Annotated in this window: 8 protein-coding genes; 7 read left to right on the forward strand and 1 reads right to left on the reverse strand. The window is 52.5% G+C overall.

Annotated features, from left to right (window positions below):
• Positions 1-306: 306 nt before the first annotated feature.
• The 4 genes from dnaG to CHM34_RS09420 all read left to right on the forward strand — a co-directional run bounded on the left by dnaG (position 307) and on the right by CHM34_RS09420 (position 6552).
• Positions 307-2136, forward strand: a complete 1830-nt coding sequence (gene dnaG / locus CHM34_RS09405) for a DNA primase (protein ID WP_094264357.1) — start codon at positions 307-309, stop codon at positions 2134-2136.
• A 153-nt stretch (positions 2137-2289) separates the two neighbouring features.
• On the forward strand, positions 2290-3387 hold the full coding sequence (gene rpoD / locus CHM34_RS09410; protein WP_439116322.1) for an RNA polymerase sigma factor RpoD: 1098 nt from the start codon (positions 2290-2292) through the stop codon (positions 3385-3387).
• Between the two features lie 219 nt (positions 3388-3606).
• Positions 3607-4746 carry an acyl-CoA dehydrogenase gene (locus CHM34_RS09415; protein WP_094264358.1) on the forward strand — a complete coding sequence of 380 codons (1140 nt, stop codon included), beginning with the start codon at positions 3607-3609 and terminating at the stop codon, positions 4744-4746.
• 162 nt (positions 4747-4908) lie between these two features.
• On the forward strand, positions 4909-6552 hold the full coding sequence (locus tag CHM34_RS09420) for an AMP-binding protein (RefSeq protein WP_094264525.1): 1644 nt from the start codon (positions 4909-4911) through the stop codon (positions 6550-6552).
• 170 nt (positions 6553-6722) lie between these two features.
• Here the strand turns inward: CHM34_RS09420 and CHM34_RS09425 are convergent, their stop codons facing one another.
• A complete protein-coding gene (locus CHM34_RS09425; RefSeq protein ID WP_094264359.1) occupies positions 6723-8444 on the reverse strand; it encodes an alkaline phosphatase D family protein in 1722 nt (573 codons plus the stop codon).
• A gap of 253 nt (positions 8445-8697) precedes the next feature.
• Here CHM34_RS09425 and hppD point away from each other — a divergent pair, with 253 nt between their 5' ends.
• The 3 genes from hppD to CHM34_RS09440 all read left to right on the forward strand — a co-directional run bounded on the left by hppD (position 8698) and on the right by CHM34_RS09440 (position 12421).
• Entirely contained in the window at positions 8698-9810 is a 1113-nt protein-coding gene (gene hppD, locus CHM34_RS09430; protein ID WP_094264526.1) for a 4-hydroxyphenylpyruvate dioxygenase, read from the forward strand.
• Positions 9811-10080: 270 nt separating this feature from the next.
• Positions 10081-11553 carry a M1 family metallopeptidase gene (locus tag CHM34_RS09435; protein WP_094264360.1) on the forward strand — a complete coding sequence of 491 codons (1473 nt, stop codon included), beginning with the start codon at positions 10081-10083 and terminating at the stop codon, positions 11551-11553.
• 157 nt (positions 11554-11710) lie between these two features.
• Positions 11711-12421 (forward strand): endonuclease/exonuclease/phosphatase family protein, encoded by a 711-nt coding sequence (locus CHM34_RS09440; protein ID WP_169713671.1) that lies wholly within the window; start codon positions 11711-11713, stop codon positions 12419-12421.
• Positions 12422-12463: the final 42 nt, after the last annotated feature.

Consider the following 12463-nt stretch of genomic DNA (forward strand, 5'->3'; position numbering starts at 1 on the left):
AGGAAAAGCAGGATTTTTTTTTGCAACCCGCGTATAATACTTTAGAAGAGCGATGACCCCCCTGCTTTTCGACAATTGTTGCGAAATAGCGAACGAATTGGAAGGTGGCAGGAGTAGAGAGATTATTGTAGAATTAGAAGATATGTTGTTTATTGAGACCTTCAGGTTCCTGACGCATTTCCAACATTTATAGAAAAAAATCCGCCGGCTGATTGAAGGATTTTGACGAATATTGGCGAATGAATTCGTGTTGGATATCAGGGTTCCGTGAAGAGATGGAATCAATGTCTGGGAGGCGGTGATTTCATGGGGAGGATTCCCGACGAAGTCATCGACCGGGTCCGGGAACATCACGATATCGTCGACGTCGTCGGCCGAACGGTTCAACTGAAGAAGAGTGGTCGAAATTATTTCGGTCTCTGCCCGTTTCATTCCGAAAAAAACCCGTCATTCTCCGTTTCTCCCGACAAACAGATCTACTATTGTTTTGGCTGCGGGGCAGGGGGGAATGTCTTTAAATTTTTGATGGAAGCGGAGCAACTCTCTTTTGTGGAAGCTGTCACTCAACTGGCGGAGCAGGCGGGGATTGAAATCCCCCAAACCGGAGGAGCGGAAGGGAGTGAAGAGGAGGATCGCCGCCAGCGGTTGCGACAGGTTTTGGATCTGGCCGCGCGTTTGTATCACCACCTGCTCACCCGTACCGAGTATGGGAAGGCGGCACGGGATTATCTGCAAAAGAGGGGGATCGAGCACCGAACCATCGAGGAATTTCAACTGGGATATGCACCGGATTCCTATCACTTTCTCCTCCGTTTTATGAAACGGAGAGGTTACGACGAGAGGTTGCTGATGGAAGCCGGATTGGTCGCCGAACGCGAGCATTCGACGGGGCGGCCCTCTTATTTTGATCGGTTTCGCCGACGTGTCATGTTCCCCATTCACGACTCCCAAGGCCGGGTGATCGGTTTTGGTGGTCGCATGCTCGGTGAAGGACACCCCAAGTATTTAAACAGCCCGGAGACCGACTTATTTCACAAGGGTAAATTCCTGTTCAATCTTCACCGGGCCCGGAAAGTGATACGCAGGGAGAATCAGGCCGTTCTATTCGAGGGCTATATGGACGTGATATCGGCGTGGCAAGCCGGGATCTGCGGAGGGGTTGCGTCCCTCGGTACATCCCTGACGGATTCCCAGGCTCGGGTGATCCGGCGCAACGCAGAAACCGCCGTGATTTGTTACGATTCCGATACGGCGGGAAATGCCGCCGCCGAGCGAGGGTTGGATGTGCTGAAGAAAAGGGACTGCATCGTCAAGGTGGCCCGGATGCCCGATGGTATGGATCCGGATGATTACATCCGCGAGCGCGGTTCGGATTCTTTTCGCTCCGACGTGATCGCCCAGGCGCTCCCCTTTGCCGCTTTTAAGCTGGAGTCTCTGAAAAAGGAGTTCGACCTGAAGGATGAGGAACAGCGGATGCGGTATTTAACCCGGGCGGTGGAGGTGATCGCCGATCTTCCGCTGGCTATCGAACGGGATCACTATCTTCGCCGGCTGGCCGAGGAGTTTCACATTTCACTGGATGCCCTCAAACAGGAACATCGGGGGATCGCGTCGAAAAAGAAGAGGGAAGCGAAAAGGGATAAAGGGCGGGGGAAGTGGAATAATGGATATCATGAGGGCAAACACATGGTCGGTGACGGACGTCGTCCTCTTGCCCATGAAGAAGCGGAAAGACGTCTGTTGACTGTCATGATGAACGATCGGCAAGTGGCGGATCGGGTTCAGGATACGGTGGGAGCGGATTTCAATGTCGAAATTTATGCTGCGATCGCCGCTTATCTGTACGCTTATTACGCTGAGGGACACGAGCCCGACCCGGGGCGGTTGATCCATTATGTCAAGGATGATCGGCTGGTTCGGGAAATCAGTGCGCTGATGATGACGGACCATCCGGAGCAGGTCCTCGAAGAAGAGGTGACCGATTACATCCGGCTGATACGCAATTATCCTCTTCATATGGAAACGGAAAACGTCCAGAAGCGAGCCAAACAGGCGGAGCTTTCCGGAGACGCCTTAAAAGCCGCTCAAATGGGTCTGGAATATATTGAGCGATTACGAGCGAAAAAAAGCAAGTGAAGAAGGCAGAGCGTTTCTGGCGACATTGCCGAGCGGTCCGGTCCGGGGATTAAATCGTTCCACCTCCGGGAAATGGTTGATAGGGAGGGGGACGAGGCGATGAAGCCAGGGAAGGAGGGAACTCTGAAGTTGGCAAACGAACAGAATGTAGACATGGGGCAAGAGCTCACTTTGGAGCAAGTGAAAGAACAACTAGTGGAACTCGGCAAAAAGCGCGGGGTCCTGACATATAAAGAGATCATGGAAAAAATGGCTTCTTTTGATCAAGATCCACAGCAAGTGGATGAATTTTTTGAAGCGCTGACGGATCAGGGAATCGAGGTCCTCAACGAGGACGAGGAAAACCTCGGTTTCACCCAAGGAGAAGATCATCCCGATGCGGATGAACTTCTGCAGGACGATTTGAGCGTTCCTCCGGGTGTGAAAATCAATGATCCGGTCCGAATGTATCTCAAGGAGATCGGCCGAGTGCCCCTCCTCTCCGCAGAAGAGGAGGTCGATCTGGCTAAGCGGATCGAGGAAGGCGACGAAGAAGCCAAACGGAGGCTCGCAGAAGCCAACCTGCGTCTCGTCGTCAGCATCGCCAAGCGTTATGTTGGCCGGGGAATGCTTTTTCTCGACCTGATCCAGGAAGGAAATATGGGTTTGATCAAAGCGGTTGAAAAGTTCGACTACCGCAAAGGGTATAAGTTCAGCACCTACGCCACTTGGTGGATTCGGCAGGCGATCACCCGGGCGATTGCCGATCAGGCCCGGACCATCCGCATTCCGGTCCATATGGTGGAAACGATCAATAAGCTGATCCGTGTCTCCCGCCAACTGCTTCAGGAGCTGGGTCGGGAGCCCATTCCGGAAGAGATCGCCGAAGAGATGGATCTGAGTCCGGATAAAGTCCGGGAGATTATGAAGATCGCTCAAGAGCCGGTTTCTCTGGAAACGCCGATCGGTGAGGAGGACGATTCGCACCTGGGCGATTTCATTCCCGATGATGATGCCCAGGCACCCGCTGATGCGGCCGCATACGAGTTATTGAAGGAGCAGCTGAAGGACGTACTGGACACTCTTTCCGACCGGGAAGAGAATGTTCTGAGGCTCCGTTTCGGTCTCGATGACGGCCGCACCCGTACGTTGGAAGAAGTGGGCAAAGTATTCGGCGTCACCCGGGAACGGATCCGCCAAATTGAAGCCAAAGCTCTCCGCAAATTGCGCCATCCCAGCCGCAGTAAGCGGTTGAAAGATTTTCTCGAATAAGGAATCGAGGGAAAAAGCACTCTGTAAAAGGGTGCTTTTTTGTTTTGGCTTCACTTTCTGGTACAATTTTATCCCTTTTCCGAACCCATTGCAAATCCATTGTGAGCGAAGAAGAAGGGGAAAATGCATACATTCTAAAAATTCTTGAAGGATTTCCCCTGCTCTCCCTATAATATAGTTGAAAGCGCTGTCATCCAGAGAGGATAGGAGTGGAACAATATGGATTTTGATTTGACAGAAGAACAGAGAATGATTCGAAAATTATTGAGGGATTTTGCAGAGGGAGAGGTGGCGCCGGGTGCTGATGAACGGGACCGGACCAAAGTCTTTCCCCGGGACGTATTTAAAAAAATGGCCGATTTAAATATGATGGGTTTGCCTTTCCCCGAAGAATACGGAGGGGCGGGTGCGGACAGCATCAGTTTTGCCATCGCGGTGGAAGAACTGTCTCGTGTCTGTGCGTCGACGGGGATCTCTTATTCGGCTCACGTATCCCTGGGGTGTGCCCCTCTGTATTTATTCGGAACAGAAGAACAGAAAAAGGAATATCTAGTCCCGCTCTGCCGCGGGGAGACCATGGGCGCTTTCGGTCTCACGGAACCGGGAGCCGGTTCTGACGCAGGGGGAACCCGGACGACGGCGGTAAAAGAGGGAGACGAATGGGTGATCAACGGTTCCAAATGTTTTATCACAAACGCCAGTTACTCGGATTTTCTAGCGCTGACGGCGGTTACCTCCAAAGAGCCGGAAGGTCCGGAGATTACCGCTTTTATCGTTCCAACAGATACGGAAGGGTTCCAAGTGATTGACAATTATATCAAGTTGGGTTTACACAGTTCCAATACAACGGAGCTGGTACTGGAGGATGTCCGGATCCCCCATCAAAATATCCTGGGTGAGGTGGGGCACGGATTTAAACAGTTTTTGGTGACGTTGGATGGTGGGCGAATCGGAATCGGGGCGATGGCGGTCGGGATCGCTCAAGGGGCGTATGAGGCGGCATTGCAGTACGCTAGGGAGCGGACCCAATTCGGACAGTCTATTTCCAAATTTCAAGTGATTCAGCATAAACTGGCGGATATGGCGATGAACATCGAGCTGGCTCGAAACATGGTTTACAAAGCGGCCTGGTTGAAGGATTGCGGGCGCCGGTTTACCAAAGAGGCATCCATATGCAAGCTGTTCGCGTCCGAAATGGCCATGCGCGTCTGCGATCAAGCGGTTCAAATTCACGGCGGTTACGGTTATATGCACGATTACCGGGTCGAGCGCTTTTTCCGGGATGTAAAGCTGACGGAGATCGGAGAAGGCACTTCGGAAATCCAGCGAATGGTGATTGCCCGGGAAATCGGCTGTTAGTGGGATGATCGGATATCAAACCACGACAACAGGATGAGCCTCGTCGGTTGAAGGCAGGCTCTCCTGTTATCCTAAAATTACAGAAGATTCAATTCTTTTGTGTTTGACTCATTCGGTGTCCGTCAAATGATTAAACAATGGGAGGGACTTCGCTTGCCTCATCTGCTTCATACGACGGTGGGTGATTTGTTGGACAATCAAGCGGTCCGTTACGGAGAACGGGAAGCGGTGGTTTATCCGGAAAGGGATCTGCGCTGGTCGTACCGCGATTTCCAAAAGAAATGCGATCTGGCGGCCAAGGGGTTGATGAATCTCGGAATCGAAAAAGGAGAGCACCTGGCGATCTGGACGACGAACCACCCGGAATGGTTGATCACTCAGTTTGCTACCGGAAAGATGGGGGCCGTCATGGTGACGGTGAATACCAATTATCGCACCCGGGAGTTGGAGTATCTCTTACGTCAGTCGGATGCTGAGACGCTGATCTTGATGGAAGAGTATAAGGGGGCCAGTTATACGGACATGTTATATGAAATTTGTCCGGAACTGGCGCATTCCACTCCAGGAAACCTGCAATCCAAACGGCTGCCGCGGTTGAAAAACGTCATTCTCCTGGGGGAAAAGCGGAAACCGGGGATGTATCTCTGGAAGGATCTATTGGCGATGGGGCGGTATATGACGGACAAGGAACTGATACAACGCCAATCTTCCCTACACCCCGACGATGTGATCAATATGCAGTATACCTCCGGAACAACGGGCTTTCCCAAAGGAGTGATGCTAACCCACAACAACATCGTCAACAACGCTTACCATATTGCCGCCTGTATGGAATTGACCGCCGAGGATCGGATGTGCATCCCTGTTCCTTTTTTTCATTGCTTCGGCTGTGTACTGGGTACCATGGCTTGCATGACGGTGGGAGCGGTCATGGTACCGGTGATCCAGTTTGACCCGCTGCAAGTGCTGCAGACGGTGGAACGGGAACGGTGTACGGCTCTCCACGGCGTTCCGACAATGTTTATTGCGGAGCTGAATCATCCGGAGTTTCACCGGTTTGACTTGAGTACGCTGAGAACGGGGATCATGGCGGGGTCCAACTGTCCCATGGAAGTGATGAAGAAAGTCATCGAGGAGATGGGAGCCAGTGAAATTACCATCGCTTATGGACAGACGGAATCCTCCCCGGTGATCAGTCAGACTCGGACGGATGACCCTATCGAGCGCCGTGTGTCTACCGTCGGTAAGAAATTACCCCATGTGGAAGTGAAAGTGATCGATCCCGCCACAGGGGAAGAGGTGGCCGCAGGGTTGCAGGGGGAGTTGTGTACCCGGGGTTATCATGTGATGAAGGGTTACTATCGCCAGCCGGAAGCCACTCGGCAAACCATCGATGAAGAGGGCTGGCTTCATACCGGGGATCTGGCTGCCATGGACGAAAAGGGATATCTTCGCATCACCGGGCGGTTGAAGGATATGATTATCCGCGGAGGCGAAAACATTTACCCCCGTGAGATCGAAGAGTTTCTGTACACTCACCCCAAAATTCAGGATGTCCAGGTTGTCGGTGTTCCCGACAAGAAATATGGGGAAGAGGTGATGGCCTTTATCCAGACCGGGGAGGGGGAGGCATTGACTCTCGACGAGGTGCGTTCCTTTTGTGAAGGGCGGGTGGCCCGATATAAAATTCCTCGGTATATCAAAACGGTCGATACCTACCCCATGACTGCCAGCGGAAAGGTCCAAAAGTACAAGCTGAGAGAGATGGCGATGGAGGAGTTGGGATTAAAGGAAACAGCCAAATAGAACACTGGCCAAGGTGTATCAGCTGACGTTGGAGGATGGAGAAAGAGTCATGGTGAAAATTCCCTCTTCCAAAGAGAAGTTGATTAAAGAAAGTCATAGAGGAAATGGTATACGGTTAACCTTTTCTAAGACTTGAAAGGCGCCATTCCAGGCGCCTTTCTTCTTTCTGTTTAATTCGCTTTTGTTTTGTGTGCCTTTTCCTGGGCTTTGATCCTATCCGTTTCCACTGCGGATGAAACCTCGGGGCTTCCCGGTACCGGTGTTTCCTCCACCTTTTGGATTCCGGGTTTTCCGTTTTCGACGATGAAGGAGGCCCGGGTGATGATCGGTGCGCCGGGACGGCTGACATAGGGGAGCACCCGGTAGTCTGTCCGCCAGGAATCGGGGGTGAGGCGGCAACGGACATAACCCCGGTGATTGTTAAAGAACTTGATATGCGGATTTTCAGCCAATGTCTGGGCGGTGTCCTCTCTGACATCGGATCCGTCACCGCCTGAGGTGATCGATGTTCCCACAAACTCAGCCCCCACGATGGCGGAATCGGGGTTGCTGAAATCCGTTTTGAGGTCGGAAGCCCAGTTGGCATGTACATCGCCGGTAAGAACGATCGGATTTGAAACGTTCCCCCGGGCGAATAGATTCAGGAGCTGATTCCGTTCGGCGGCATATCCGTCCCAAGCATCCATGCTCAGTCGCTGACCGGGTCCGCTCTGAAAGTCTCGCTGAGCGAAGAAGACTTGTTGGGCGAGAATGTTCCAATGTGTATGGGAGCGCCTCAAACTTGAATGCAACCAGCGCTCCTGTTCAGTGCCGAGAATCGTTCGATTCGGGTCGGTAGATTCGGGGCCCGGCGACTTGATCCCGTCGCCGTAGGCCTGATCGTCCCGGTATTGGCGGGTATCGAGTATGTTGAATGCAGCCAGGTTTCCAAAGGTCAGTCGCCTGTACAGTTGCATGTCAGGCCCTTTGGGAAGGGAGGAGGGGCGCAGGGGCATATGCTCGTAGTAAGCTTGATAAGCGGCGGCCCGGCGGCGGACAAACGCTTCCCGCGACTGATTGTTTTCAGGGATTTCATCGGCGTAATTATTCTCCACTTCATGGTCGTCCCAGGTTACTACCCAGGGGAAAGCGGCGTGGGCCGCCTGCAGATCGGAATCGGATCGATACTGTGCATACCGGTTGCGGTAATCCTGAAGTGAGGTCACCTCCGGCCCGTGATGGGCGCGCACATTTCCTGTCGGGGAGACGTATTCATGAGGACCGTATTCGTAGATGTAGTCCCCCAAATGGATGACCAGGTCCAGATTTTCCTCGGACATATGGCGGTAAGCCGTGTAATAACCGTGTTCGTACTGTTGACAGGAAGCGAAGGCGAAGGTCAACTTTGGAAGCCGGGCCCCTGGTGCGGGGGCTGTTTTGGTCCGGCCGACGGGACTTAATTCCGCCCCCGCCTTGAACCGATAATAATATTCCCGGCCGGGTTCCAGACCCTTCACCTCCACATGGACCGAATGTCCGAGATCGTGTCTGGCGAACTTTGTTCCCCGCTGTACCACCCTGCGGAATTTTTCATCGGCGGCGATCTCCCATCGGACAGGGACATCGCGGGAGGGCATTCCCCCGCCGTTCAACGGATCCGGTGCCAAACGCGTCCACAGGACAACTCCGTCGGGCAACGGATCCCCCGAAGTGATTCCCAGGGTAAAGGGGTAGCCCGAAAAACGGGGCGCCGCCTCTACACGGGCGGTGGATATCGGGTGGGCTACGGTCAAACTCAAAGCGAGCATCGCGATTTTCCCCGTCTCCTTTAAAAAGCTGCGACGGTCCATCAGGGCCGGCTGCCATCGACCCGACAGGTTGTCCCATTCCACGAAGTTTTTTTCTTTTCCCATCTTTTCATAACCCTCCTATACGGGTGACCCGTTTGGTTTCTGATCCGTGGCAGGAATGTTCCAACTCTCCAACTCGAATCATAGCCGGGTCTTATTTAGCGGGTTTTAAACGGTTGATAAGATTCGATATATGTGACCGTCATTTACTTCATAAAAGCGCTGACGCGCTCCCGCATATGCTTGCGCAGCGGACAGAATCCTGTGTACTCTGAAGGTAAGCAACCTTCAGACAGGAGGGACCATCATGGAAACAATGAAAGCGAAATCATCCGTCGCAGAGGAAAAGGATTTTCTGCCGATTTTGGATGTCGATTATTTGGAATTTTACAGCGGGAATGCTAAACAGGCGGCTCATTATTTCTGCAAGACCTTTGGTTTTCAACTCGTAGCCTATCGGGGTATGGAAACGGGAAGCCGGGATACGGTTTCCTACGTCCTGGAGCAGGGGGATATTCGCTTTGTGATCAGCGGTTCTTTCTCTCCGGAGCACCCGATCGCCGAATTTGTCAAGCAACATGGAGATGGTGTCAAGGATGTCGCCCTGCAGGTGAATGACGCGGAGCAGGCGTATAAGGAGTCTGTCTCCCGGGGGGCGATTCCGGTCAAGGAACCCGAGACATTTTCTGACGAACATGGAGAGATTAAAAAAGCGGTCATCGGAACTTACGGCGATACCGTACACACCTTTGTCGAGCGAAAAAATTATAAGGGTGTGTTCGCTCCCGGTTTTGTCCGAGCGGAACAATCCATTCCCTTTGAAGACTGTGGTCTGAGGGGCTTTGATCATGTTGTGGGTAATGTGGAAAAAATGGAGGAATGGGTCTCCTACTACGAAAAAGTAATGGGCTTTAAAGAGCTTCGCCATTTCAGGGATGAGGACATCAGCACCGATTACTCCGCTTTGATGTCTAAGGTGATGCAAAACGGAACCGGTCGCATCAAGTTTCCGATCAATGAGCCGGCAGAGGGGAAGAAGAAATCTCAAATCGAAGAGTATCTCGAGTATTACCATGGGGCCGGAGTGCAGCATATCGCTCTTTATACCAAGGATATTGTGAAAACGGTTAAGGAACTGAAAGCCAAGGGTGTGGAATTTCTGGAGACGCCGGATATTTATTATGATGAGTTGACGAGTCGGGTGGGTTCCATCGACGAAGCGGTGGAGGATTTAAGAGAGAACAAGATCCTGGTGGATCGGGACGATGAAGGATATCTGCTGCAGATCTTCACCAAGCCCATTGTCGATCGTCCGACTTTGTTCATTGAAATCATTCAGCGCAAAGGGGCCAGGGGTTTTGGTGAAGGAAACTTCAAAGCCCTGTTTGAAGCGATTGAACGGGAACAGGAGCGCCGGGGCAATCTCTGATCTTGCCGTCGGGCCTCCTCCCGTCACGGGGCCGGAATCATCCGGCTCCGTTTCATGTTTATAACCGTATTTTAGGCAGGGAGATCGTGTTTTATCTCCAGGGGCAAAGCTGTTTGGAAGCGTCACAAGGAAGGATCTTGCCCCTAAACGCCCTCCCTTTCAGAGTCTTTTCGCCGTCCGTCTCTGCGGCGCTTGATCCATCATAAAACCTTTTCAGTTGGTAAACCTAGTAGGGATGGAAGAATATCCAACTGAAAAGGGGATGAACGGATGAAGCGCCGCTTTTTCATCGGATGGGGAGTTGTTTTGATCCTTTTATCCGGTGTTTGTTGGGGAAAGGCCGGATGGTTGGGAGCCCATGCCGATGGGAAACAGACGAACACGGTTGAAGTAACGGCAAAAGATCAAGATCAGGACCGACCATACTATCGAATCGATGCCCACTATGATGAAAAGAGGGATCGGGTATCCGGCCACTTGTCGGTTCGACTTCCCCGACCGAAGGAACCTTTGAAGGAAGTCTACTTTCATTTATACCCCAATGCGTTTCAAAACTGGAAATGGGGATCCGAGGCCAAACCGAAAAAGCCGGGTTATTTAAAGGTGAAAAAGGTGAAGGTGGACGGAGTGGAAGCAGGCCGGAGCGTTGATGAAACCTTATTGAAGGTGGATTTGCCAAAACCGGTTCGCGAAGATCGGCGGGCGAAGGTTGAAATGGATTACGAGTTACAGCTGCCCAAGGGTGGAACCCGACTCAACACCTTCGGTCAGACCGCTTTTTTAGCCCAATGGTATCCGATGCTGGCCGTAAAGGACGGGGAAGGTTGGCATACCGATCCATATACAACGACGGGGGATCCGTTTTACAGTCAGATCTCTGACTTTGAAGTGACCTTCCACCTCCCGGAGGGATATCAACTGATCTCGAGTGCCTATGATCGTCCCGAACCGGTTCGGTCACCACTCACTCTCCGTCAGTCAAAAGTGCGCGATTTCGCCGCTGTCATCACCAAGGATTATGAAGTGATTGAAGGAAGGGCGGGGAAAACCCAGGTTCATCTGTGGTATATGAAGGGAATGGAGGATGTCGCCCAGGAATTGCATGATGCCGCCGTCGACAGTATGAATTATTTTGGAGAACGGTTCGGACGCTACCCTTACCCGCAGGTGGATGTGGTGCTGGGGGAAACGGGTTACGGGATCGCGGGAATGGAGTATCCTGGTTTAGTCACCTCCGTTCCCAAGATTCCCACACGCCGAGGGGAACAACCGGCGGTTAACGTTGTCGCTCACGAATTGGCCCACCAGTGGTGGTACGGGGTTGTCGGGAACAACCAGGTGAAGGAGCCCTGGTTGGACGAGGGTTTAACCACTTTTTCCGAATTTCTGTTTATGCGGGACCGGCAGGGGGCTGATGCCCGGGATTTGCTGGTTAAGGCCGCTGAACGGAGTGACGAGGTTCATAAAGAAAAAGGGGTGACCTCGGTGGAGTCCCTGTACAAGTATTCCGATCCCGTTTACGGTTTGATGGTTTACACCCGTCCGGCCGCGATGATGTGGGAACTGGTGGATGAACTGGGGAAGGATAAAGTGTTAGAGATTCTAAAGACCTATTATGACCGGTATCGTTTCAAAACAGCCACCACTCGTGATTTTATCCGTGTAGCCAATGAAGTGGCCGGAAAAGATTTGAACCGTTTCTTTGACCGATGGCTCTATTTTAAAGCCGAACCGACCGGATAGAACGCTTTTCGGTGAGAAACCCACCCATCCCCCCTGCGAATATAAGATCGATCCTGATTCATAAGGATGATCGGGTAAATGTTCCAACACAGGGTTCATGGACAGAGATGACAGACCGTCGGAAGGGTTTGACGGAGAATCAAGGGGGCGGAAATCGATGAGAGTCATGTCCTACAATATGCATCACGGGGTCGGCGTTGACGGTCAACTCAATCTGAAGCGGATTGCCGATGTGATCGGGAAGGAAGAACCGGATCTCGTCGGTTTGAATGAAGTGGATATTTGTTTTCACCGCCGAAGCCGGTTTGAGGATCAACTGGCACGATTGGTGGAGATGTTGGGGATGGAGGGAGTTTTCGGCCCCTCCATTCAATGGAATCGGCTCGGAAATTTTCCCCCCCGCCGATACGGAAACGGCCTTCTGTTCAAGGGGCGATTGGAGGAGAGTGCCAATCATCCGGTGACCGGAAAGGGAGAAGAGCCCCGGGCTGTTTTGACGGCAAGAATTCGGAGGGAGGATCGGGATGTCCTGGTGGGAGTCACCCATATCGGTTTTACTCCCTGGATTCGCCGTGCACAGCAAAGGGTCTTGACGGAACAGTGCCTTTCTTTTCGGGGGCCGGTATTGGTGATGGGAGATTGGAACGTTCTACCGGATCATCCGGCGGTGACCTCTTTATCCCCGCCATTGACGGATGTTCTCGAGTTGATGGGAGTGAAGGAGGGGACGTATCCCTGTTCGGCTCCGCGGAAACGGATCGATTACATTTTTTGCTCCCATCATTTTCGCATCCGGGACGGATGGGTCGTACAGACTCCCGGCTGTCCATCGGACCATCGACCCGTTGTTTGCGACCTGGAGTGGTGACTTCCCGGTTCGCATGCCCGGCTCCTTTCGTTATAATGAAAA

This window comes from Paludifilum halophilum (assembly GCF_002245355.1).
Classification (GTDB): Bacteria; Bacillota; Bacilli; order Thermoactinomycetales; family DSM-45169; genus Paludifilum; species Paludifilum halophilum.